Raw genomic sequence first — 22,910 nt, 5'->3', positions numbered from 1 at the left:
GAGATCCTACGGAAGCCGGTCGCGGCCACGGACCGCCCCTCAGCCGAACTTGGCGCGCAACGCCTGGATGTTGCGCACGTAGGCGCGCGTGTCGCTGTACATGCCGTTCTTGCGAACCGAGGACAGTCCCTGGTAGTAGCCGGCGATCGCCGTGGCGTCGTCGGACGTGGCGCGCTGGAGCGCTCGGATGATCACGACTCCGGCGGTCACGTTGTCCTGGGGGTCGAGGAGGTTGAGCTCGCGCCCGACCATCGACGAGGCCCAGTCGCCGGACGACGGGATGACCTGCATGACGCCGATCGCGTTGGCGACCGAGACCGAGCGATGGTTCCAGCCCGACTCCTGGTAGCTGATGGCGAGCGCCAGCGCCGGGTCCACTCCGTGCTTCTTCGCCGTCGCGGCCACCATCGCCTTGGCCTGCTCGCGGGTCGGGACCGGCATGGTCGCCAGCAGGGCGTGGTTCTTCTTGGCCGCGGCCACGGTCGTCGAGGGGAAGTGCTTCGCGGAGTAGCCGCCGGAGTTGAACGGAGTGGCCATCTCCGGCTGCGGAACCGCGGGCTTGGCCGAGCTCGCGGTCTTGGTGGAGCTGGCGGCCTTGGCGGCCGCCGCGCCCGCCGTCGGGATCCGGAGCTTCTGGCCGGGGTGGATGTGCTTGGAGAGGCTGATCCCGTTCAGCGCGGCGATCGCCCGGGCGGTCGTGCCGTGCCGCTTCGCGATCCCGGAGAGGGTGTCGCCGCTGCGCACCGTGTATGCGGTGGTCGTCGCCTTCGGCTTCGTCGCCGGCGCCGAGGGGGACTTGGCCGCAGCCGTGGTGGAGGAACTGGCGGCCTTGGCCGCCGCGCTGCCCGAGGTCGGGACCCGGAGCTTCTGGCCGGGGTGGATGTGCTTGGAGAGGCTGATCCCGTTCAGCGCGGCCACTGCGCGGGCGGTCGTGCCGTGTCGCCCGGCGATGCCGATGAGGGTGTCGCCGCTGCGGACGGTGTAGGTCGCCGTGGTGGCCTTCGCCGGCTTGGCGGGCTTGGCCGACGACGACGCGGAACCTGTGCCCGCCCCTCCGGGCACCTCCAGCTTCTGCCCCGGATGGATGAGGCGCCCGCCCTTCGGCAGGTTGTTGCGCTCGACGAGGGCGGCCACCGTCGTGTGATGGCGCCCCGCGATCGTGTAGAGGCTGTCACCCTGCTTGACGACGTAGGTGCCCCAGTCGGCGGCAGCGGGGAGAGCCGGTCGCACCGTGGCGAGCGGGGCCATGGTCGGAGGAGGGGTCGAGACGACGAGGGGCGCCATGCGTGCTCCTGAGAGGTGGGACGGGCGATGGGAACCGTGGAGGTGCTCTTAGCTGCGTCGGCGGTGTGTGCTCGGGCCGGCTGGTCGGCCGGGCGAATAGGGATGCGGATAGGGATGCGGATGGAGATGGAGATGCGGATTGGATGTGACAGATGAGGCGATTGTGACGTATGTGAGGAAACTACCGCATCACACGCCGCACCGGTGGAAAGGACGTGCGGGTGTCGGCGCGTAGCCTCGTGGCGTGACTACGTCCGGCATCGTCCACGCCAGTCCCGAGCTGATGACCCTGGTTCCGTCCTGGCTCTCCGTGCCCGAGGTCGCAGAACGGGTGGGCCTCCCGATGTCCCTGGTCCGCAGGATGATCGACGACCGCGACGTCCTCGCGGCCCGGGTCGGCGAGAACAACGCCGTCGCCGTCCCCGAGGCATTCCTGGGGCCGGACGGTCCTCTCCATTCCTTGAAGGGGACCTTCACGGTGCTCGCCGACGGTGGCCTCGACGATCTCGAGATCCTCGTCTGGCTGTTCACCCCGGACCCGTCTCTCCCGGCACCCGGAGCGCCGATCGACAACCTGCACGCCGGGTTCAAGACCGAGATCCGACGTCGCGCGATGGAGCTGGCGCTCTGAGCCCGTGACCGGCTGAGAGCGGGGGTGACGTTCTCCTTCGGTCCGACCCCGGTCCTCAGGCGACCCGTCGGGTGGCCTGGTCGGCGAGGTCGGTGAGCGCCGCATACCCCTCGTCGGAGAGGTCCGCGTCCGCGAGAGCCGAGCCCGCCTCTGAGACCAGCGCGGCGATTCGCGACTCGACCCAGTCGACCGCACCCGTGTCGGCGATCTGCTTCTGGAGCGCGGCGACGACCTCCGGTTCGGGCCGCCCCAGGTCGGCGAGCAGACGTGCCCGGCCGTCGGGGTCGAGCCGCTCCAACGCCGCGGCGACGAGAACGGTGCGCTTGCCCTCACGCAGGTCGTCGCCGGCCGGCTTGCCGGTGACCGCCGGGTCGCCGAAGACACCGAGCAGGTCGTCGCGCAGCTGGAACGCGCGGCCGATGGACAGTCCGTAGCGGGACAAGGCGTCGATCCGGTTCTCGTCCGCGCCGGCAGCGAGCGCGCCGATGAGAACGGGGTGCTCGACCGAGTACTTGGCGCTCTTGAAGCGGATCACCCGATCGGCGCGCTGGAGCCGCTCGGAGCCGGGCAGGTCGTCCCAGGGCCTGACCGACTCGACGACGTCGAGGTACTGGCCCGCCATCAGCTGGGTCCGCATCGTCGCGAACATCGCGCGGGCGGCCGACCCGGCGTCGCCCGGCAACTCCGCGCCCGAGACGAGGTCCTCGGCGGCACCCAGGCAGAGGTTGCCGGCCAGGACCGCGCCGGCCAGGCCCGTGCGGTCGGCGGGCCCGAGCCAGCCCCGCTCACGGTGGCGGTTCGCGAGGCGGACATGTGCGGCGGGAGCGCCGCGCCGGGTGTCGGAACCGTCCATGACGTCGTCGTGGATGAGCGCTCCCGCCTGGAAGAGCTCCATCGCCGTCGCGAGGTCGATGACGCCCTCGGGTGCGTCGTCGGCGCTCACGCCGGCCACCGAGCAGTAACCCCACACGACGAACGACGCCCGCAGCCTCTTGCCACCCTGCAGCAGGAACTCGCACACGTCGAGCAGATCGGCGACGTCCGGGCCGAGGTCGGCGAGCAGGACGCGCTGCCGGGCGATCTCGGCGTCGGCGCGCCGCTGGACACGGGCGATGACGCTGCTCATGGGTCCTTCCTCATCGTGGATGGTGGCAGCCTACGGGAGCACCGTCGGCTACCTTGGGCGGCATGGCCACTGGTCTCCCGTCGCGACTGGAGCGCCCGACGCATGTCACGGCGTCGATCCCGGCGAACCTGGCGGCACCGCCGGCCTCGATCTCCTTCGAGTTCTTCCCGCCCAAGGACGACGCGTCCGAGGCCGCGCTCTGGCAGGCCATCCGTCGCCTCGAGGCGGTGCGACCGGCCTTCGTGTCGGTCACCTACGGAGCCGGCGGCTCGACGCAGGACCGGACCGTCCGGGTCACCGAGCGCATCTCCCGCGAGACGACGCTGACGCCGCTGGCCCACCTCACGTGTGTCGGAGCGTCGGTCGGCTCGCTCCGGCGGGTCGTCGGTCAGTATGCGTCGGCCGGGGTGCGCAACGTGCTCGCCCTGCGGGGGGACCCGCCGGGCGATGTACGCGGGCAGTGGGTGGCCCATCCCGGCGGGCTCGACCACGCCGACCAGCTGGTGGCCCTCGTGCGTTCCCTCGGTGACTTCACCGTGGGTGTGGCGGCCTTTCCCGATGTGCATCCGGAGAGCCCCGATCTCGACCACGACGTCGAGGTGCTGGTCCGCAAGGCCGACGCCGGTGCGACCTTCGCCGTCACGCAGATGGTGTTCGACGCGGACGCATATCTGCGGTTGCGTGACCGGGTCGCCGAGCGACGGGACCTGCCCGTCACGCCCGGGTTGATGCCGGTCACCAACCTGCGCCAGATCGCCCGGATGAGCGAGCTTATGGGCACCCCGCTGCCCGCGCCGGTCCTCGACCGGCTCACCGCGGTGGCCGACGACGCCGACGCGGTCCGTGCGGTCGGCGTGCAGATCGCCACCGAGCTCGCCGAGCGCATGCTCGCCGAGGGTGCTCCCGGCATCCACTTCATCACGATGAACCGTTCCACCGCGACGCTCGAGGTCTACCGCAACCTCTCGCTGTGACCGTCCCACATCCTCTCGGCCGCTACCGAACCTGCAGCGGTTCCCCTCCGGTGATGGCGAGCAGATCCGCGTAGGTCGTCGGGAACACCGTGTGGCTGTGGCCTGCGGCGGCCCACACCTCCTCGTGGTCCGCGAGCTCGATGTCGACGATCGTCCGCAGCGGCTCGCCGGAGGTCGTGCGATGCGCCACCGGCGCCACTCCGCCGATGGCGAACCCGGTCTCGGTGCGGACGTAGTCGGCGTCCGCGCGCTCGAGGGCGGCCAGGCCCGCGAGTCGGGCGAGCAGCTCGGTGTCGACGCGGGCACCTCCACTGGCGAGGACGAGGAGTGGGGTGCGCCGTCCGTCGACGTGGACCGCGACGAAGATCAGCGAGTTCGCGATCTGCGCGGCCGTGACGCCGAGCGCGTCGGCTGCGGCCTGAGCCGTGCGCACCGCATCGGGAAGGACGGTGACCTCGGGCTCCGGACGTCCGGCCAACCGGGCGTGCTCGGCGAGAGCCGTCCGGACTGCCGCAACGCTCGGGTGGTCGAGTCGAGCGGCTCGCGGGTCGGTCGTGCTCATGTTGTCCTCCGAGTGGGGTAGTGCCGTCCGAGCCCGGAGCGGCGGCAGCCCTGGGTTGGGTCGCCTCCTGGTGGGCTCGACGTCACGGGGCCTGCCTCGGCGTCACTGTAGCCGCACCCGTGCGCTCCCGGCCTGGTCCGGAGGTCGTCTGGCTACCCTGTGGCCGTGACCATCGTGCCCAGCTCCGACGCCGGCGAGGACGCGACGCGCCTGGCAGCCGCCCTGGTCTCCCTCGACACGACGAACCCCGGTCTGGTCACCGGCGCCCCCGGAGAGAGGGCCGCCGTCGAGCACCTCAGGTCCCGACTCGACCGTGCCGGGTTCACGACCCATGTTCTCACCCCGCACGAGGACGCCGACCGGCCGAGTCTGGTCGCCTATCCACCCGACTCGGAGCGGCTGCCCACGGTCATCCTCAACGGACACCTCGACACGGTGGGGCCGGGGGCGATGGTCGAGCCCTTCTCCGCAAGGGTCGTGGGTGACCGGATGTTCGGTCGGGGAGCCGCCGACATGAAGGCCGGCGTGGCGGCACTCGTCGTGGCGGCGGAGCGCGCCGCCGAATTCGGTGTGGTCCGTCCGGTTCTGGCTCTCGTCGCCGACGAGGAGGACGCCGGCCTCGGGAGCGAGACGGTGATCGCCGCGCTGCCCGCACTGGGCATCCGCCCCGATGTCTGCCTCATCGCCGAGCCGACGGACCTGGCCCTCGCTCGCTCGGTTCGTGGGTTCGCGGTGGTTCTGGTGCGCATCGGTGGCCGCGCGGCGCACAGCTCACAGCCGGATCTGGGGACCAACGCGGTGAGCCGACTCGGGCGACTCATCGCGGCGGTCGATGAGCACGCCCCCCGCGTGCGTGCTGCTGGGGGAGACCTCATGGTTACCGTGGCCAGAGGAGGGGAGTCGCCCTTCGTCATCCCCGCCGCGGCGGAGTGTGTCGTCGAGCGACGGGTGGCACCGGGTGAGACGCTCGTCGAGGTGGTGACGGAGATCCGCACCCTGCTCGAGCCGGACTGGGATACGACGATCGAGGTCCTGGCCCAGCGAGAGCCGTGGCGCTGTGACACCGCCGGCCCCGCGCGGCGGTGGGGGGAGGCGCTCGGTGAACGACTCGGGACCGGGTGGGGGCTCGACGCGCCGTACTGGCTCGAGGCGCCGCTCTGGCAGCGGGTGTGTCCGACGGTGGTGAGCGGTCCCTCCGGCGGTGGCCTGCACTCCGATGACGAGTGGGTCGATCTGGCCCAGCTGCGGGCGTTCACCCGTGTGCTCGTCGACACCCTCGGGATGCCGGAGCTCTGGGGCGCTCGTGCCGACTGATCCGCGCGGTCTGCGCGCCGACGCGCCTCTGCTGGACGCGTGGCTGCGCTTCGCCGAGAGCCCGCCCACCGCGTTCACCATCCCGGGCCACAAGCACCGCCGCGATCTGGTCGGCGATGTCGTCGGCGGTGATGTGCCGTTGTATGCGGGGCTCGACACGATGCGCCTGGAGGGCGGGGTGCTGGAGCGGGCGGAGCGGCTCGCGGCCGAGCTCTGGGGCGCTGACCTGTGCCGCTTCTCGTGCGGTGGCTCGACGCACGCCAACCAGGCACTCGCTCTGGCCCTCGGCGGAGACGGGGACACCGTCGTCGTCAGTCGCACCCTGCACCGATCGATGTTCCTCGGTCTGGTCCTGGCCGGACTGCAGCCGGTATGGGTCCGCCCCCGGATCGACCCCGGGACGGGTCTGCCGCTCGGGGTCGATGCGCAGGACCTGAGCCGGACGCTCGTCGGACATCCGCGGACCCGGGCCGTTCTGGTCGGCGACCCGTCATACGTCGGCACCGTCGGTGACGTGTCGCGGCTGGCGCTGGTGTCGCACGAGGCAGGGGTGCCGCTCGTCGTCGACGCCGCCTGGGCCGCGCACTTCGGCTTCCATCCCGGTCTGCCGCCGCATGCGCTCGCGGCGGGCGCCGACGCGATGGTGCTCAGCGCGCACAAGACGCTGCCGGCCTGGAGTCAGGGTGCGATGGTGCTGACCCGCGGTGGCCGGATCGATGCGGCTCGGCTGGACGCCGGGGTCGAGGCGACGGCCACGACCAGTCCGTCGGGTGCGATCCTCGCCAGCATCGACGCATCCCGGGCCCTGCTGGCGAAGGACGGCCAGGCCCTTCTCGGGACGGCACTGGCCGCTGTCGGGAATGCCCGGGAGCGGCTGGCTGCGGTCGAGGGCTGTGTCGTCCTCGACGGGCCGGGCACCGATCCGCTCAAGCTGACCGTCGGCCTCGCCGGGACCGGCGCAGACGGCCTTGCCGTGGAGGCCGATCTGTCGGCCCGAGGCATCACGGTCGAGAGCGTGGAGCGGGACCTCGTCGTGGCTGTCGTGACGCTGGCGGACGACGAGAGGAGCATCGGTGCCCTGACCGACGCACTGGTCGCCTCGGTGCAGAGGCGGCGGGGCGCGCCTCGCCCCGTGGCCGTGCCGGTCTCGTACGGCATCGAGCCGGTGCAGGTCCTGAGCCCGCGGGAGGCCTTCTTCGCCGGCCGTGACACGGTCTCCCGGACGTCGGCCGTGGGCCGGGTGAGCGCAGAGCTCGTGGCTCCCTATCCGCCGGGGATCCCGGTCCTCGCTCCGGGGGAGCTGGTCACCGAGGAGATCCTGGAGGCGCTGTCCCAGGCCCGGTCCGCAGGAATCCGCATCGCGTATGCGGCGGATCCGGGCCTCCACACGCTGCGGGTGGTCTCGGGGGTCTGAGCCTCCGTCCGTATCCATTCCCTGAGGCCGGATCCATTCCCTGAGGCCGGCGAGCGGTGTCCTCCGGTGCGGTCACGAGATCGTCCCCATCGGCCATCCGACCCCTTGACGGCCGAGCATGGTGATGGCCTACAGTGTTCGAACAGGTGTTCGAACACTGTCCGGATGCGGGGTCGAGTCGCCGGGCAGTCGATGTGCGGGCACCACCGATGGCTCCGCCCGGAGTCGTCGTCGGCGATCGTTCCCCGCGATCGTCTCTCACCGTCACATGACAGGGGCTGACTCGCCATGCGTTCATACGCCGAACCCATCATCGCCCATCCCGATCGGGCAGCTCACCTCCGTCCCGGTGGATCCACCCAGTCCGGATCCACCCAGTCCGGGGCTCAGAGGGAGTCGTCGCCGGCCGACGGCCCACCGTCGGCGTTCCTCTGGCGCGGGCGGCACTACGCCGTCCGGTCCGTCGTCGCGACCTGGCTCGACCAGGCTCCGTGGTGGCGGGGTGGGCAGGCGCCGGTCCGACGCTGCTGGCGGGTCGAGGCGAGCGCGGGGATGGCCAGTGGCACATCGGTGGTCGACCTCGCCTGCGACACCGACGGCACCTGGCACCTGCTGGCCGTCATCGACTGAGGTCCTCACGACCGACCGGGCCGGTGTCACCGCCCAACGGTTCACAAGCCATCGAGACCGACCCAAGGAGAGACCCATGTCCGCCACCGCCGTCCTCGACCTCCTCGACCGCTCCCGGGAGAGCCTCATCGACGCCCGGCACGAGACCACCGTCGACCGTCGTTACCAGATCGCCCACCTCGCCGCCCTGCGGGCCGGTGCGGCGGTCCTCGCCGCCCGCTCCCGTCCTTCCGCCCGGGTCCGGGGGATGGTCACGGTCTGGGACCTCGTCCCCGCTCTCGCCCCGGAGCTGGCCGAATGGTCGGCCGTCTTCGCCCGCTGCGCCTCCCGGCGCGGCCGGGTCAGCGCTCGCGAGGCCGACGACCTCCTTCGTGATGCCGAGCGGTTCCTCGAGCTCGTCGCCCACTCCCTGACCCGCTGAGCGAGCGCGCACCGCAGTCCCATCCCCCTCCTCACCGCAGCCCCACCACCCCCCCTCATCACACAGGCCGGACCATGACCCTCGACTTCGCTCATCTCCACGTCGCCTCGGGCTTCTCCATGCGCTACGGCGCCTCGATGCCGGAAGATCTCGTCGAGCGGGCGGCTCACCACGGTCAGCACACGCTCGCACTCACCGACCGTGACGGGCTGTACGGCGCGGTCCGGTTCGCGACCGCCGCCGCGAGGTCCGGTATCGCCCCGGTGCTCGGTGTCGACCTGGCCTGTGCGGATTCGGTCCCTGCAGACCAGACACGTGCACATCCGACACGTGCGGACCAGACACATGTAGATCAGATCCAGGCGGACCAGACACATGCGGATTCGCCTCATCCCTGGTCAGGTCCGATGTCGCGACAGCGGACCCCGGTCCGGGGCGGGTCCTACGTCGATGCCCGGCTGCCGAGGGTCACGGTCCTGGGTCGCGGAGTTGTCTCGGGTGTCCCGCACGCGGCAGGGTGGCGAGCGCTGTGCCGTGTGGTGAGCGAGGCCCACGCCGACGCGCTGTCCCGCGGGGACCGGGGCCGGCCGGTCACCTCCCGGGAGCGGATCCGGTCCTGGGGGCAGGAGGCGGATGCTCTCGTCGTCCTGCTCGGAGCGGACAGTGACGTGGGACGAGCCGTCCTGGCACGCCGGGATCGCGAGGCGCACGACCGGCTGGTCCGCTGGCGCCGGAGCCTTCCGGGAGCCGTCGTCGTCGAGGTCGTCTGCCACGACGGGCCACCGGGCACTCCCGGGTGCCGGGAGCATGCCCGCCGCATGCTCGCGCTGGCCGATGCGACCGGCACTCCGGCGATCCTCAGCGCGGCGGTTCGGCACCGGGACCGCGACCAGGCCAGGGTCGTCGACGTCCTCGATGCGAGCAGGCGACTCGTCGTGCTCGACCGCCGACACCTCGATCGGACCACCGATGCCGCTCATCTCGCGTCGACGGAGACCATGGCCCGGCTCGCCGAGGTCGTCGCGGTGAGTCCGGTCCGAGCCGCCCAGCTGCTCCACGACACCGTGGCCCTGGGGGCCGAGTGCACTCTCGACATCCGGCGCGACCTCGGCATCGGGTCGGTGCACCTTCCCGAGGCGAGCGTGCTCGGCATCCCCGCCGGGACCGACCCGCAGGCTGTCCTCCAGGCCCGCTGCCGAGGAGCGGTCGCCGAGCGGTACCCCGGTGCCGACGAGACGCTCTGGGCCCGCGTCCAGCACCGGCTCGCCGAGGAGCTCGACGTCATCGCCCGCCTCGGGTACGCCACGTACTTCCTCACTGTGGCCGAGGTGACCGACCTGATCCGGGACCGCGGCGTCCGGGTCGCGGCCAGAGGATCCGGTGCAGGGTCGCTCGTCAACTACCTGCTCCGGATCAGCGGGGTCGACCCGATCCGCTACGACCTGTTGATGGAGCGGTTCTGCTCACCACTGCGCGCCGAGCTGCCGGACATCGACATCGATGTCGAGTCGGCGCGCCGGACCGAGATCTACGAAGCGGTCATCGAGCGGTTCGGTGCCTCGAGGGTCACGTGCGTCTCGATGATGGACACCTATCGGGTCCGTCATGCGATCCGGGACGTCGGGGCCGCGCTCGGCATGGCGCCGCGTGACGTCGACGAGATCGCGACGTCCTTCCCCCACATCCGGGCCAGGGACGCCAGGGCGGCCATCGCGGACCTTCCCGAACTGCGGTCCCGGGGGTTCGGGGCGGCCCATCTGCAGACCTTCTTCGATCTCGTCGAGAGCCTGGACGGGCTGCCCCGGCACATCGCACTGCACCCGTGCGGGATCGTGCTGTCCGGTGCCGGACTGCTCGACCGCACCCCGGTCGAGCCCAGTCTGCTCGGCTTCCCGATGAGCCAGTTCGACAAGGACGACGTCGAGGCGCTCGGCCTGCTCAAGCTCGACGTCCTCGGCATCCGGATGCAGTCGGCGATGGCGCACGCCGTCGGTGAGATCGAGCGGACGACGGGGGAGCGGATCGACCTCGACGACCAGGCCCAGGTTCCCTTCGACGACGAGGAGACCTTCGCCATGATCCGCACCACCCGCACCCTGGGGTGCTTCCAGATCGAGAGCCCAGGTCAGCGTGAGCTCATCGGCAAGCTCGGTCCGACCCGGTTCGAGGACCTCATCGTCGACATCTCGCTCTTCCGGCCGGGACCGGTCAAGTCCGACATGATCACCCCCTACCTGGAGAGCCGGCACGGATGGCGGCCGGTCCGCTACCTGCACCCATCCCTCGTCCCGGCTCTGGAGGAGACCGAAGGCGTCGTCGTCTTCCACGAGCAGGTGCTCCATATCGTCGCCGTGACGACGGGGGTGAGCCTCGCCCAGGCCGACGAGGTGCGGCGCGCCATGGGTACCCCGGCGGGACAGGTGGAGATCGAGGCCTGGTGGCGCCCCGCCGCGGCGGCACGGGGCTACACCTCCGAAGAGATCGACCGGATCTGGGAGGTGCTCCGGTCCTTCGCCTCCTTCGGCTTCTGCAAGGCCCACGCCGCAGCGTTCGCCCTTCCCACCTACCACTCGGCGTGGCTCAAGACGCATCATCCGGCAGCGTTCCTGGCCGGGGTCCTGACCCACGATCCCGGGATGTACCCGAAGCGTCTGATCCTCGACGACGCCCGGACAATCGGGATCGAGATCCTTCCGGTCGACGTCAACGCCTCCGGAGCGGACTACGTCGTCGAGCCGGTCCGTGGCGAGGACGGGGATCGGGTCCACCGGCCGGGGATCAGGCTCAGCCTGACCGATGTCAAGGGGATCAGCGCGGCCGAGGTCGCCCGCATCGCCGAGGCCGCCCCGTTCCTCGATCTCGACGACTTCTGGCATCGCGCCGGAGTGAGCAGGCCGGTCGTCGAGCGCCTGGTCACCGTCGGCGCATTCGACCGGCTCCACGGGATCGGAGCTGGCGGTGTGGGGCGTCGTGGCCAGGTCACCCGGCGCGACCTCCTGCTCCACGTCGCCGCTTTGGACCGGCACAGCCGCAGTCGCGGGTCCGGGGAACGCACTCAGCTCAGTCTCGACCTCGGCGACGCTCCCCGGCTGGTCGCTCACGGACTGCCGGAACTCACCGGTGTCGAACGGGTCCAGGCCGAGCTCGAGATCCTCGGTCTCGACGCGAGTGCCCATGTCATGGACTTCTACCGCCCGCTCACCCGGGCCATCGGGGTCACCCGGGCTGCGGATCTGCTCTCGTGTCGCAGTGGCTCGGTCGTGTGGCTCGCCGGCACCAAGGTCGCGACCCAGACACCTCCCATCCGCTCCGGCCGACGGGTCGTGTTCCTCACCATCGACGACGGCACGGGCCCTGCCGACACGACCTTCTTCGAGGACGTGCAGGGACCCTATGCCGAAGTGGTCTTCCATTCCTGGATGCTGCTCGTGCGTGGGGTCGTCCGGCGCACCGGTGACCGCGGGGTCTCGGTGCGGGCCACCGGCGCGTGGGAGCTCTCCGTGCTCGAGGAGGCCTGGCGGGACGGCGGGATGCCGGCCGTCGAGCGCAGGATCGCCGAGACGGACCTGATGGCGGCACTCGAGGCGGACGAGAACATCCGGGGCGGACATCGAAGGGGTCGCCGGGTCCTCGTGCACGCCTCCGGCTTCCGTCAGTCGCCGTATGCGGATATCGCCCCGGCCGGAACGAGCCGGTCCCGATGGCCCGCCTCCGATGGAGACACCGGCCGGTGGACCGCTCCCGCCGGGCCGACCCGCAAGATCTGGCACGCGTCCCCGGGGAGCTCCGGGCGATGAGTTCCGTCCTCGTGGTGCAGCACCGGTCGCCGACTAGAGTTGGCGTCATGACCGACCTCCCGAGCAGCCGCCCGACCGGTCATCCAGCCGCGACGAACCTGCGGACCGCTGCGATCTGGGAGTCCGTCCACGCCCTCGCAGCAGCTCGAGAGCGTGAGCTCGGCCGCCCGCTGGTCATCCTCGACCTCGGCGGTGGAACCGGTGGCCTGGCGGTTCCGCTCGCGCTCGCGGGACACCATGTTCACGTCATCGACCCGAGCCCCGATGCCCTCGCCTCCTTGCAGCGCAGGGCCAGTGAGCAGGGCCTGGGCGAGGACGGTGGTGGCGGTGGCAGTGTCACAGCGGTCCAGGGGGACGCCGACACGATCACGGACACGGCAGCCGTCAGTGACCTCGTCGGAGGGCGGCCGATCGACCTGATCTGCTGTCACGACGCCCTCGAGATGGTCGACGACCCCGCGGCGACGATCCGGGCCATGGCAGCCATCCTCACGCCCGGTGGCGCCCTCTCACTCGTGACAGCCGGTCGCCTCGCGGCCGTGCTCCACCGCGTCCTGGCGGGCCGGTTCACCCAGGCCCAGCGAGCCCTGACCAGCCGCGACGGCCGGTGGGGCGACGCCGACCCGATGCCTCGACGGTTCGACACAGAGGCCCTCACCGACCTGCTCATCTCGGCAGGGTTCGCCATCGAGGACGTTCACGGGGTCCGGATCTTCTCCGACCTCGTCCCCTCCGCATACATCGATACCGAGGCCGACCGCAGGGCACTGCTCGAGCTCGAGGCCGCCGCGGCAACCCATCCCGACCACCCCCTGCTGGGTCAGCTCGGAGCCGCGACCCATATCGTGGCCCGGCGTCGATCCTGACCGGCGAGACTGATCGGCACCGATGAGCAGACGCCAGTACTCCGCTCCGGCGCAGGTCTCGTCCGGACCGCCGGACGACACCGGTTGCACGATCCTGCACGTCGACATGGACGCCTTCTATGCGTCGGTCTCGTTGCTCGATCATCCCGACCTCGTCGGGACCCCGGTCATCGTCGGTGGGTCCGGCACCCGTGGGGTCGTCCTGAGCGCGACCTACGAGGCCCGGGCCTCCGGTGTGACCTCGGCCATGCCGATGTCCCGGGCGTTGCGCCTCTGCCCGACGGCCACCGTCCTGCCTCCCGAACACGAGCGTTACGCCGAGGTGTCCCGGGCGGTTCAGGCCACGTTCGCATCGATCACCCCCCTGGTCGAGCCGCTCTCGCTCGACGAGGCCTTCCTCGACGTCTCGGGAGCCCGGAGGCTACTCGGATCGCCGATCGAGATCGGTGAGCTCATCCGAGCCAGGATCGTCGATGAACAGGGAGTGACCTGCTCGGTCGGTGTGGCGCCGTCGAAGTTCGTGGCCAAGCTGGCCTCAGGTCTCGCCAAGCCCGACGGACTTCTCGTGGTGCCGTCGGCGGATGTGGTTCCCTTCCTTCATCAACTGCCCGTCGGAGCACTCTGGGGCGTCGGAGACCGCACCGAGGAGGCTCTGCGGCGTCTCGGTCTGCGGACCGTGGCCGACATCGCGCACACGCCGGTCGCGACCCTTCGTCGGGCACTCGGGGAGGCAGCCGGTGGCCACCTTCATGATCTCTCGTGGGGCCGGGACCCTCGGCGGGTCGAGCCGGTCCGTGAGGAGAAGAGCGTCGGTGCCGACGAGACCTTCCCTTACGACGTCGACGACCCCGACTACATCCGCCGGGAGCTGTTGCGGCTCAGCGACAAGGTCGCGTCCCGGATGCGTGCCGCAGGTCTGAGCGGGCGGACCGTGACCCTCAAGGTCCGCTTCGCCGACTTCACGACCATCACCCGATCCCGCACGCTGAAGGACCCCACGGACGTGAGCCGGGAGATCTTCGGGTCGGCCCTCGCCCTCTACGACGCCCTCGGCCTGCAACGAGCGCGGATCCGGCTCGTCGGAGTGCGTCTGAGCTCGGTGGTCGAGACAGCGTCGGCACCCGTTCAGGGACTGCTCGACGAGCCGGATCACGGGTGGCGGGATGCGGACCGCGCGGTCGACCGGGCCGCCGCGCGATTCGGGCGGGGGAGTGTGACACCGGCGACGCTGCTCACTTCGGAGGACGCACACTTCCCACGGCACTCACACACGACTTAGAGTTGTCCCACAGCGTGTGACGAGTGTTCGTTCTGGAGGTCCGATATGCCGCTCAGTGACCGTGAGCAGCAGCTGCTCGAGCAGATGGAGCGTGCCCTCATCGAGGAGGACCCCCGATTCGCGACCTCCATGCGAGGCGGTCCGGGGCAGGCGCGCAACCGGCGCAGGCTGGCCATCGGCATCGGGGGCGTGCTCGTCGGACTGGGCGTCATCCTCCTCGGAGTCACGACGAAGCTGGTCATCGTCGGCGCCATCGGCTTCGCACTCATGGTCGCTGCGGTCGTCTACGCCGTGACGGAGCGGCGCACCCCTCTCAAGGCTGTGCCCAACACCGGTCAGACGCAGCGGTCCGCACCTCGCAGTCGCAAGAAGCACAGCGGATCCGGCACCTTCATGTCCCGCCTGGAACAGCGCTGGGAGCAGCGCCGCGACGAGGGTCGTTTCTAGACCGATTCCCGCTCTCGGACAGCTCGTGTTCTGGGCCGGTCGACGAGCGCCCGCATCCCGCCAGGGCGGCCCCACGAGGCGGGCGCGGACATGCGATTCGGCGTGATGTTCGACACCTGGCCTGCGGCCGACGCACCCGTGATGCAGCGCTCAGGTCGGACCTCGCGCCTCAGCTCAGGTCGACAGGACGCCGATCGTGAAGATCACCGCGATGACGAAGGCCGTGGTGAGTTCGATCCCCATGCTGTGCACGATGGCTCGCAACGCCGCCTTCGTGCGCGTCCAGGCCTGCTGCCGGTCACGGCTGCGCGTCATCTCGACGGCGAAGATGCCGAGTACGAAGCCCACGAAGGCTCCGACGACAGGGATGACGAAGAACCCGACGATCGCACAGACGATCGCGGCCACCATCGTGCCGATCCCGACACCCTGGGACTTCAGCCGGCGTCCGGGAATGAGGAACTGCGCGAGAACGCCGATGGCGTAGACGACCGCGGCGGCCCCGAAGACGACCCATGCCGTCGTTCCGCCGGTCGCGATCGCCCAGATCAACACGGAGAGAAGGACGAGCAGCAGTCCGGGGAGGATCGGCACGACGATGCCGATCATGCCCACGAACATGAGGATCGCGCAGAGCGCGACGACCACTCCCTCGCTCATCGACGGGAAGGGCGATCGACGAGAGCCACCGCGCGAGCGACGACCCCGAGGTGGATCAACGCCCCTCGAGCTCGGCCGACTCCGGCGTGGCCGACAGTCGGTCGGTCTCGTCGTGGATGTGGGCGAGCTCACGCAGAGCCGGGATGTGCTTGCGAGCGTGGTGGGCGCAGAAGAAGAGCTCTCCACCGCCATGCAGCGTGGCCCGCACGTATGCCTGTGCGCCACACCGGTCGCACCGGTCCGCGGCACTCAGCGGGGTGGGGGTCAGCAGAGCGTTCACGTGATCAACCTTTGCGTATGTGTCCGTTCGTGTCTCGATCCAGGAGAACAGTGAAACACGGTGCAGTGTTCCCCACCGAGTTTCGCCCGCCGACCGGACTCTCGGGCGTGGCGTCCGACGGTGCTGTCGGAGCGGACCACTAGCCTGCAGGGGACAGACTCGTTCGCCGGCGTGCGCCGGTGGGCGCCGTGCCACAGGAGGAGTGAGGTCCGTGACGACCGCGAAGAAGGCCGCCACGAGCAAGTCGGCCCAGGACTACACGGCCCATCACCTCCAGGTCCTCGAAGGCCTCGAGGCGGTCCGCAAACGCCCGGGCATGTACATCGGCAGCACCGACGGCCGCGGCCTGATGCACTGTCTGTGGGAGATCATCGACAACGCCGTGGATGAGGCACTCGGTGGTCATGGCAGCAGAATCGAGGTCATCCTCCACGCGGACGGGTCGGTCGAGGTCCGCGACGAGGGTCGTGGCGTGCCCGTCGACATCGAGCCGCGCAGCGGCCTGACCGGTGTCGAGCTGGTGTACACCCGGCTGCACGCCGGCGGGAAGTTCGGCGGCGGGTCCTACACCGCGTCCGGAGGACTGCACGGAGTGGGGGCTTCGGTCGTCAACGCCCTGTCCGCGCGCATGGACGTGCAGGTCGACCGGGGCGGCAAGACCTATGCGATGAGCTTCCGGCGTGGTGAGCCGGGCGTCTTCAGCGACGATGCCGGGATCGTCGGCGAGCCGTCGCCGGACCATGCCTTCACGCCCTACGTCAACACCAGTGAGCTGGCGGTCATCGGAAAGGTGCGCAGGGGAGTCAGCGGCACCAGGGTCCGCTACTGGGCGGACCCGCAGATCTTCACCAAGGACGCCGCCTTCGACGACACCGGTCTGCGCGACCGCGCGCGGCAGACCTCGTTCCTCATCCCGGGGCTCGCCATCGTCGTCCGCGATGAGCGCCGACTGCCCGGAACGCCCGGAGAGGACGGACCGCACGAAGAGACCTTCGTCCACGACGGAGGCATCAGCGAGTACTGCGAGTTCCTCGCCACCGACTCCCCGGTCACGCCGACGTGGCGTCTCCAGGGAACGCATTCCTTCAGCGAGACCGTCCCCGTCCTCGACTCGGCCGGTCACATGGTCTCGACCGAGGTCGAGCGCGAGTGCGGCGTCGATGTGGCCGTGCGGTGGGGGACGGGGTACGACACGACGGTGCGGTCGTTCGTCAACATCATCGCCACCCCCAAGGGAGGCACCCACCTGGCGGGCTTCGAGCAGGCCATGCTCAAGGTCGTCCGCAAACAGCTCGAGGTCAACGCGCGCCGCCTCAAGGTCGGAGGCGACAAGGTCGAGAAGGACGATGTCCTGGCCGGACTGACCGCGGTGGTCACCGTGCGACTGGCCGAGCCCCAGTTCGAGGGCCAGACCAAGGAGGTGCTCGGGACTCCCGCGGTGCGCGCCATCGTCGCCAGGGTCGTGGAACAGGAGCTGACGGCCCTCCTCACGTCGCGCAAGCGCGAGGACAAGTCGGCCGCCTCCCTCGTCCTCGAGAAGATCGTCGCGGAGATGAAGTCGCGGATCAGTGCCCGCCAGCACAAGGAGACCCAACGCAAGAAGAACGCTCTCGAGTCCTCCAGCCTGCCCGCCAAGCTCGCCGACTGTCGGAGCAACGACACCGAGCGGACCGAGCTCTTCATCGTCGAGGGTGACAGCGCGCTCGGCACGGCCAAGCTCGCCCGCAGCTCGGACTACCAGGCCCTGTTGCCGATCCGCGGCAAGATCCTCAACGTGCAGAAGGCCTCGATCGGCGACATGCTCAAGAACGCCGAGTGCGCCTCGATCATCCAGGTCATCGGGGCGGGGTCGGGGCGCAGCTTCGACATCGACGCCGTCCGCTACGGGAAGGTCATCATCATGACCGACGCCGATGTCGACGGCGCCCATATCCGGACCCTGCTGCTGACGCTGTTCTTCCGCTACATGCGACCCCTGCTAGAGGCGGGTCGGGTGTTCGCCGCGGTTCCCCCGCTCCACCGCATCGAGGTCGTCGGCGCCGGCTCCCGCAAGAACGAACTCATCTATACCTACTCCGAGGCCGAGATGCGTTCGACGGTGGCGTCTTTGACGCGGCGGGGAAAGTCGATCAAACAACCGCTTCAGCGCTACAAGGGACTCGGAGAGATGGATGCCGACCAGCTTGCCGAGACGACGATGGACCCCCGGCACCGGACCCTGCGCCGGGTGACCGTCGATGCCGCAGCCGCTGCTGAACGCACGTTCGAGCTGCTCATGGGCACCGATGTCGCACCGCGCAAGGACTTCATCGTCTCTTCCGCCGCAACTTTGGACAGGGAGCGAATCGACGCTTGAGGCGTCGTGACCTGGCCGGCGCGGCGCGCCCGCATCGACCCGACCCGGGACTCGACGTGGCCCGGACCTGTTCGAGTCTGAAGGCGCGGTCGCCCGCCCTCATCGTCGAATCGCCGCGGTGCTGCCTCGCACGACCAGCTCGGTCGCAACGGTCAGTCGCCGGTCCTCGTCGATCGAGTGCGATCCCACGTTCCCAGCGGTGACGAGTTCGTCGAGCAGGAGGGTGACGGCCTGGTCGGCCTGCCCGCGGATGTCCTGTCGCACCGTGGTCAGGGAGAACAGCCCCGCGAGGGGATGGTCGTCGATGCCGACGATCGACAGCTCGACCGGAACGCGCATGCCGAGCTCCTGGGCGGCCACGTGCACGCCGAACGCCATCTCGTCGGAGCCGCAGACGATGGCGGTGGGTCTGTCTCCCCCAGCCGTCAGGAGCCGGTGGGCGAGGTCGCGCGCATTCTCAGCGGTCCAGTCCGAGCTCAACACCCACTCGGGTCGCACGGGAGCGCCCGCGGCCGCCATCGCGGCGATCGCCGCCGCCATCCGCGACCGCGGCGTCTCGTTGAGAGCGGACGACTCGATCGCGGCACCGATGTACCCGATGTCCCGATGACCGAGCTCGAGCAGATGCGCCACGGCGGTGCGTGCCGCAGCACTGTCGTCAATGCCAACCGACGAGCGGTCGTCGAGGTGGTGTCCCACTGAGACGACCGGCACGTGTAGCCCGCTGAGCAGCTCGAGTTCCTCGGGGCTCATGGGGATGTTGATGGAGATGACCCCGTCGACGCGCTTCCAGAGCATCGTGCGGGTCAGCGTCAGTCGCTCACCGAAAACCTCCTGCTCGAGGTCGAACAGGAGCACCTGATAGTCGCGCTCGCGCAGCGCCTTGCCGATCGCGCTGACCATCGACGCGAAGTACCAGCGGCTGACGAAGGGGACGATCACGCCGACGATGCGGGTGCGCCCCGATGCGAGCGACGTCGCCGTCGGCGAGGCAACGTAATGGAGCTCGTCAGCGACCCGGCGGACCTTCTCGCGGGTGTCCGGGCTGACGCGGTCCAGGCCCCGCAGCGCGCGGGAAACGGTCGCCACCGACACGCCGGCCGCTCTGGCCACGTCGACGATGGTGCTCGGCCCGGACCGCTCCTCCATGAGACCTCCTCCCGGTGTCCCCGACTTACCCGGATGTCACGAGCGGTCGGCGTCCGATCTGCCCTTCACGCGCGGGCGCGAAGGGCAGATCGGTGACCGGTCAGCCCTTCACGCCTCCGGCGAGAAGGCCGCGCACGAAGTACCGCTGCCCGAAGAGGAAGATGGCCAGCGGAACGATGAGCGCGACGAACGCACCCGCGGACAGCAGATGCCAGTCCTGTCCACGTGAACCGGACAGCTCGGCCAGCCTGACCGTCAACGGCGCGACGTTCGGCGTGCCGCCAGCGAAGGTCAGAGCCACGAGAAGGTCGTTCCAGACCCAGAGGAACTGGAACACCGTGAATGCGGCGATGGCGGGGACGAGCAGCGGCAGCAGCACGCGGAAAAAGATCCGCACGTGGCCGGCGCCGTCCACCCGGGCTGCCTCGACCAGCGACCGCGGGATGTCCTTCATGAAGTTGTGGAACATGAAGATGGCCAGGGGTAGGGCGAAGATCGAGTGTGAGAGCCAGACCGTCCAGAACGAGCCGGCCAGCCCCACGTCGACGTAGATCGACAGAAGCGGGATCAGGGTCACCTGGAGCGGGACGATCTGGAGAGCGAACACGGCGACGAACAGCAGGTCGCGTCCGCGGAACTCGATCCACGAGAAGGCATACGCGGCCAGCAGCGCGATGGTGATCGGGATGACGACCGCCGGGATCGTGATCACGACCGTGTTCACGAAGTACGTCAAGAAGCCCGTACTGCTCCCGAAGAGCACGGCGTCGTAGTTGTCCAGGGTGAACTCGGGGTTGGTGAACCAGGTCCACCATCCGCTGTTCTGGATCGAGGATTGCGGCCGGATCGAGGTGACAAGGAGCCCGAACGTGGGGATCGTCCACAGGATCGCCATGACGATCGCGATGCCAGTCGCCCACGGCGAGGTCAGCTTCGTCTTGGCTTCAGTCGCCCGGATCTCGGCCTTGGTCAGTTTGCGCGGACCCTTCGGGGCCTGCTTCTTCTCCACCGCGGGGGGCGGGACAGACGGGTTCGACGTGGTCATCTGATGTCCTCCGAGAGTCGAAGCTGGCGCACCTGGTAGACAACGACCGGGATGACGATGACGAAGAGCAGCACGGCCAGAGCAGCGCCGAGGCCGAAGTCGAACTGACGGAAGCTCTGGGTGTAGAACTCGTTGGCCACCACGCTGGTCTGGAAGTTGCCACCGGTCATGGTCCGGACGATGTCGAAGACCTTCAAGGTCGTCATGGTGATCGTCACCCAGACGACCAGCAGCGCGGGTCGGATGCTGGGGATGGTGACGTAGCGGAACATCCGAAGGCCGGACACCCCGTCGAGGCGAGCTGCCTCGATGATGTCGTCTGGGATCGCCTTGATCGCCGCAGAGATGATCGTCATGGCGAATCCGGTCTGGATCCAGACCATGACGACGATGAGGAAGACCGTGTTCCACGGGCTGTTGAGGAGGAACTGGTAGGGATCGAGTCCCAACCAGATGAGGATCTGGTTGGCGAGGCCGATCTGCGGACGGGCAGGGGCCCGGTACTCGTAGATGAACCTCCAGATGATCGAGGCGCCCACCAGCGAGATCGCCATGGGGAGGAAGATCAGGCCCTTGGACACCGCCTCGCCGCGCGTCCGGTCGATGAGGACCGCGTAGAGCAGCCCGAGTCCGACCGCGACGAGCGGCACCAGGATCACCCAGATCATTGTGTTGCGCAGGACGACCTGGAACTCCGACGTCGTGAACAGCGTCGCGAAGTTGTCGAAGCCGACGAACTCACTTCGTTCCGGATCGGACCATGGCGAGCGCCCGTAGAAGGACTGGATGATGGTGCTGACGCCCGGCCAGATCAGTCCGAGTAGCAGCGCGGCGAGAGCGGGGCCGACGAAGGCGATCGCCACCGTCCAGTTCGGCACTCGCTTGCGGCTGTCCACCATGAACAGCAACAGCGCCATGACGCCGACGAAGAGGAGGACCACGAAGGTCATGAGGCCGAGCTTCTCGAGAGTGGTGCTCGAGTCGACGAGGAATGAGGGCCAGCTGATTTCGGGTACGGCGCTGAAGAAACTCGCCGCGATGATCCCCACGACCCCGACGAACACCAGGATCATGACGATGCCCACGGCCAGCGCACTCTTGCTGACCGGGGTGGTTTGGGCGCGGGCCTCTGCGTCGTCCGTGGACGCGCCGGCACGCTCAGGAGACTTGATGTCAGACAGCGGAGCCACCTCCGTGAGGTAGGACTGGTTAGGACTCGGGGCTGGGACCCTCTCGCGAGGGCCCCAGCCCCGTCTTCACTTCAATCGCGTGCGTGCGAGACGCATCAGGTCACGGCCAGGACTGCTCGATGGCGTCGAGGACGTCTTGGGTGTCCTTGCCCTCGGCGATCCAGGCGGTCGCCTCGCGCCAGAACGAACCCGAGCCGACGGCGCCGGGCATGAGGTCGGCTCCGTCGAAGCGGATGAGCGCCGACGGGTCCTGGAACTGCTCGGCGGCCAGCTTGCTGATCGGCGACTCGACGTTGTTCACGTCCAGGTTGAGGTTCGCGCTGACGAAGCCGAAGCCCTCCTTCGCCCGCAGGTTGGCGTAGTCGGCCGAGGCCAGGTACGTCGTGAAGGCGCGGACCTCGGGCCGGTCCTCGAACGCGGCGAGGAACTCGCTACCGACGAGCACCGGCTTCTCAGTGGCGCCCTCGTTGGCCGGGAAGTAGAAGGCGAAGACGTCGCCGTCCTCGGCGACATTGGTGCCCTCGGGCCAGTTGGCGGCGTAGAACGAGGCCATCTTGTACATGAAGCACGAGCCGTCGAGGATCGGCAGGCCACCGTCCTGGAAGGTCGTCGACGCGATCGTCTGGACGTTGCCGAAGCCGCCGTTGACGTACTCCTCGTTGCGCAGGATGCTGCCGACCTCTTCCCACACCGCGAGGGACTCGGGAGCGTTGAACGGCACGTCGTGGTTGACCCACTGGTCGTAGTAGTCGGCGCCCTGGTCGCGGAGCATCTTGTCCTCGACCCAGTCGGTCACCGGCCACCCGGTGGCGTCGCCGGAGCCGATGCCGGCACACCACGGCTTGACGCTGCCGTCGGGGTTGTCCGCGACGATCTGGTCGGAGAGGGCGATGAGGTCCTCCCACGTCTCGGGAACCTCGTAGCCGGCGTCGGCGAAGGCGCCCGGCGAGTACCAGACGAAGGACTTCGAGTTGGACGAGTTCGGGAAGCCGTAGTACGTCCCGTCGACGGTGCCGTAGGCCTTCCAGTCCTCCGAGAAGTTCTCGTCGATGACGGCCTCGGTCTCCTCGAACACGGGCAGGACAGAGCCGGTGTCGCGGACGACCGTCTGCAGCAGTCCGGGCTGGGGGAAGAAGGCGATGTCGGGTGCGTTGCCGGACTGGACACGCACGACGATCTGCGCCTCGAACTCCGAGGACCACTCGGGCTGGACGTCCACACCGGTGCAGTCCTCGAACGGGACGAACGCTGCTTCGTATGCGTCGCTCTCGGGAGAGAGGATGCTCGAGTAGGTGCTCACCGAGGTGCCGCTGAGGTCACCGAACTGCTCGTAGACGGAGCAGTCGATCTCGGACGAGCCTGCGGCGGCGTCACCGCCGTCGCCGGAGTCGGAGTCGCCGTTGCCGCCACAGGCGGTCAGGGCGAGGGCCGCGACGCCGACGAATGCCGCGGCACCGGTGCGCTTGCGCCGGGGGTGTGCCATGG

General features: G+C 69.5%; 20 protein-coding genes. 11 read left to right on the top strand and 9 right to left on the bottom strand.

What is annotated here, in order from left to right; translation table 11 throughout:
* Positions 1-39 precede the first annotated feature (39 nt).
* A complete protein-coding gene (locus tag GA707_RS16215) occupies positions 40-1,284 on the bottom strand; it encodes a LysM peptidoglycan-binding domain-containing protein (RefSeq protein ID WP_152179495.1) in 1,245 nt (414 codons plus the stop codon).
* Positions 1,285-1,528: 244 nt separating this feature from the next.
* Here GA707_RS16215 and GA707_RS16210 point away from each other — a divergent pair, with 244 nt between their 5' ends.
* Complete coding sequence (locus tag GA707_RS16210; RefSeq protein ID WP_226963868.1) at positions 1,529-1,915, top strand: Rv2175c family DNA-binding protein; 387 nt, start codon at positions 1,529-1,531, stop codon at positions 1,913-1,915.
* A 55-nt stretch (positions 1,916-1,970) separates the two neighbouring features.
* Here the strand turns inward: GA707_RS16210 and GA707_RS16205 are convergent, their stop codons facing one another.
* The gene (locus tag GA707_RS16205; protein ID WP_152179494.1) at positions 1,971-3,041 is read right to left on the bottom strand and encodes a polyprenyl synthetase family protein; all 1,071 of its coding nucleotides are present in this window, start codon (positions 3,039-3,041) and stop codon (positions 1,971-1,973) included.
* A gap of 62 nt (positions 3,042-3,103) precedes the next feature.
* On the opposite strand from GA707_RS16205, the gene metF reads away from it, so the two are divergent.
* Complete coding sequence (metF, locus tag GA707_RS16200; protein ID WP_152179493.1) at positions 3,104-4,015, top strand: methylenetetrahydrofolate reductase [NAD(P)H]; 912 nt, start codon at positions 3,104-3,106, stop codon at positions 4,013-4,015.
* A gap of 22 nt (positions 4,016-4,037) precedes the next feature.
* Here metF and GA707_RS16195 read toward each other — a convergent pair whose 3' ends face one another.
* Complete coding sequence (locus GA707_RS16195) at positions 4,038-4,577, bottom strand: YbaK/EbsC family protein (protein WP_152179492.1); 540 nt, start codon at positions 4,575-4,577, stop codon at positions 4,038-4,040.
* A gap of 165 nt (positions 4,578-4,742) precedes the next feature.
* Between GA707_RS16195 and GA707_RS16190 the strand changes: the two genes are divergently transcribed.
* The 8 genes from GA707_RS16190 to GA707_RS16155 all read left to right on the top strand — a co-directional run bounded on the left by GA707_RS16190 (position 4,743) and on the right by GA707_RS16155 (position 14,745).
* On the top strand, positions 4,743-5,891 hold the full coding sequence (locus GA707_RS16190) for a M20 family metallopeptidase (RefSeq protein WP_152179491.1): 1,149 nt from the start codon (positions 4,743-4,745) through the stop codon (positions 5,889-5,891).
* Positions 5,881-7,305, top strand: a complete 1,425-nt coding sequence (locus GA707_RS16185; RefSeq protein ID WP_152179490.1) for an aminotransferase class I/II-fold pyridoxal phosphate-dependent enzyme — start codon at positions 5,881-5,883, stop codon at positions 7,303-7,305. The genes GA707_RS16190 and GA707_RS16185 overlap by 11 nt, the downstream gene beginning before the upstream one ends.
* Positions 7,306-7,593: 288 nt before the next feature.
* Positions 7,594-7,935 carry a DUF6504 family protein gene (locus tag GA707_RS16180; RefSeq protein ID WP_152179489.1) on the top strand — a complete coding sequence of 114 codons (342 nt, stop codon included), beginning with the start codon at positions 7,594-7,596 and terminating at the stop codon, positions 7,933-7,935.
* A gap of 76 nt (positions 7,936-8,011) precedes the next feature.
* Positions 8,012-8,356, top strand: a complete 345-nt coding sequence (locus GA707_RS16175; RefSeq protein ID WP_152179488.1) for an SAV_6107 family HEPN domain-containing protein — start codon at positions 8,012-8,014, stop codon at positions 8,354-8,356.
* A gap of 74 nt (positions 8,357-8,430) precedes the next feature.
* The gene (locus tag GA707_RS16170; protein ID WP_152179487.1) at positions 8,431-12,153 is read left to right on the top strand and encodes a DNA polymerase III subunit alpha; all 3,723 of its coding nucleotides are present in this window, start codon (positions 8,431-8,433) and stop codon (positions 12,151-12,153) included.
* Positions 12,154-12,200: 47 nt separating this feature from the next.
* A complete protein-coding gene (locus tag GA707_RS16165; RefSeq protein ID WP_152179486.1) occupies positions 12,201-13,019 on the top strand; it encodes a methyltransferase domain-containing protein in 819 nt (272 codons plus the stop codon).
* 22 nt (positions 13,020-13,041) lie between these two features.
* Positions 13,042-14,298, top strand: coding sequence for a DNA polymerase IV (locus GA707_RS16160; protein WP_152179485.1), 1,257 nt, complete (start codon positions 13,042-13,044; stop codon positions 14,296-14,298).
* A 45-nt stretch (positions 14,299-14,343) separates the two neighbouring features.
* Entirely contained in the window at positions 14,344-14,745 is a 402-nt protein-coding gene (locus tag GA707_RS16155) for a DUF3040 domain-containing protein (RefSeq protein ID WP_152179484.1), read from the top strand.
* A gap of 174 nt (positions 14,746-14,919) precedes the next feature.
* Here the strand turns inward: GA707_RS16155 and GA707_RS16150 are convergent, their stop codons facing one another.
* Positions 14,920-15,405 (bottom strand): DUF456 domain-containing protein, encoded by a 486-nt coding sequence (locus tag GA707_RS16150; protein WP_152179483.1) that lies wholly within the window; start codon positions 15,403-15,405, stop codon positions 14,920-14,922.
* A gap of 55 nt (positions 15,406-15,460) precedes the next feature.
* Entirely contained in the window at positions 15,461-15,685 is a 225-nt protein-coding gene (locus GA707_RS16145) for a hypothetical protein (RefSeq protein ID WP_152179482.1), read from the bottom strand.
* Between the two features lie 211 nt (positions 15,686-15,896).
* Between GA707_RS16145 and GA707_RS16140 the strand changes: the two genes are divergently transcribed.
* Positions 15,897-18,041 carry a type IIA DNA topoisomerase subunit B gene (locus GA707_RS16140; protein ID WP_370460054.1) on the top strand — a complete coding sequence of 715 codons (2,145 nt, stop codon included), beginning with the start codon at positions 15,897-15,899 and terminating at the stop codon, positions 18,039-18,041.
* A 99-nt stretch (positions 18,042-18,140) separates the two neighbouring features.
* Here GA707_RS16140 and GA707_RS16135 read toward each other — a convergent pair whose 3' ends face one another.
* The 4 genes from GA707_RS16135 to GA707_RS16120 form a co-directional block, all read right to left on the bottom strand.
* Complete coding sequence (locus tag GA707_RS16135; protein WP_152179480.1) at positions 18,141-19,190, bottom strand: LacI family DNA-binding transcriptional regulator; 1,050 nt, start codon at positions 19,188-19,190, stop codon at positions 18,141-18,143.
* A 100-nt stretch (positions 19,191-19,290) separates the two neighbouring features.
* Complete coding sequence (locus GA707_RS16130; protein ID WP_152179479.1) at positions 19,291-20,235, bottom strand: carbohydrate ABC transporter permease; 945 nt, start codon at positions 20,233-20,235, stop codon at positions 19,291-19,293.
* A complete protein-coding gene (locus GA707_RS16125; protein WP_370460053.1) occupies positions 20,232-21,425 on the bottom strand; it encodes a carbohydrate ABC transporter permease in 1,194 nt (397 codons plus the stop codon). The genes GA707_RS16130 and GA707_RS16125 overlap by 4 nt, the downstream gene beginning before the upstream one ends.
* Before the next feature lie 100 nt (positions 21,426-21,525).
* The gene (locus tag GA707_RS16120) at positions 21,526-22,908 is read right to left on the bottom strand and encodes an ABC transporter substrate-binding protein (RefSeq protein WP_152179478.1); all 1,383 of its coding nucleotides are present in this window, start codon (positions 22,906-22,908) and stop codon (positions 21,526-21,528) included.
* Between the last annotated feature and the right edge of the window lie 2 nt (positions 22,909-22,910).

It is taken from the genome of Nostocoides sp. F2B08 (assembly GCF_009184895.1).
Taxonomy (GTDB): domain Bacteria; phylum Actinomycetota; class Actinomycetes; order Actinomycetales; family Dermatophilaceae; genus F2B08.
Note: the sequence above shows the minus strand (reverse complement) of the source record. Positions and strands in the feature narration are given on the sequence as shown.

Excerpts from the sequence above, each read along its gene's own strand:
- GA707_RS16135 (WP_152179480.1), bottom strand. The coding sequence starts at position 19,190 with ATGGAGGAGCGGTCCGGGCCGAGCACCATCGTCGACGTGGCCAGAGCG.
- GA707_RS16195 (WP_152179492.1), bottom strand. The coding sequence starts at position 4,577 with ATGAGCACGACCGACCCGCGAGCCGCTCGACTCGACCACCCGAGCGTT.
- GA707_RS16205 (WP_152179494.1), bottom strand. The coding sequence starts at position 3,041 with ATGAGCAGCGTCATCGCCCGTGTCCAGCGGCGCGCCGACGCCGAGATC.
- GA707_RS16180 (WP_152179489.1), top strand. The coding sequence starts at position 7,594 with ATGCGTTCATACGCCGAACCCATCATCGCCCATCCCGATCGGGCAGCT.
- GA707_RS16120 (WP_152179478.1), bottom strand. The coding sequence starts at position 22,908 with ATGGCACACCCCCGGCGCAAGCGCACCGGTGCCGCGGCATTCGTCGGC.
- GA707_RS16165 (WP_152179486.1), top strand. The coding sequence starts at position 12,201 with ATGACCGACCTCCCGAGCAGCCGCCCGACCGGTCATCCAGCCGCGACG.
- GA707_RS16160 (WP_152179485.1), top strand. The coding sequence starts at position 13,042 with ATGAGCAGACGCCAGTACTCCGCTCCGGCGCAGGTCTCGTCCGGACCG.
- GA707_RS16175 (WP_152179488.1), top strand. The coding sequence starts at position 8,012 with ATGTCCGCCACCGCCGTCCTCGACCTCCTCGACCGCTCCCGGGAGAGC.
- GA707_RS16170 (WP_152179487.1), top strand. The coding sequence starts at position 8,431 with ATGACCCTCGACTTCGCTCATCTCCACGTCGCCTCGGGCTTCTCCATG.
- GA707_RS16130 (WP_152179479.1), bottom strand. The coding sequence starts at position 20,235 with ATGACCACGTCGAACCCGTCTGTCCCGCCCCCCGCGGTGGAGAAGAAG.
- metF (WP_152179493.1), top strand. The coding sequence starts at position 3,104 with ATGGCCACTGGTCTCCCGTCGCGACTGGAGCGCCCGACGCATGTCACG.
- GA707_RS16215 (WP_152179495.1), bottom strand. The coding sequence starts at position 1,284 with ATGGCGCCCCTCGTCGTCTCGACCCCTCCTCCGACCATGGCCCCGCTC.
- GA707_RS16155 (WP_152179484.1), top strand. The coding sequence starts at position 14,344 with ATGCCGCTCAGTGACCGTGAGCAGCAGCTGCTCGAGCAGATGGAGCGT.
- GA707_RS16150 (WP_152179483.1), bottom strand. The coding sequence starts at position 15,405 with ATGAGCGAGGGAGTGGTCGTCGCGCTCTGCGCGATCCTCATGTTCGTG.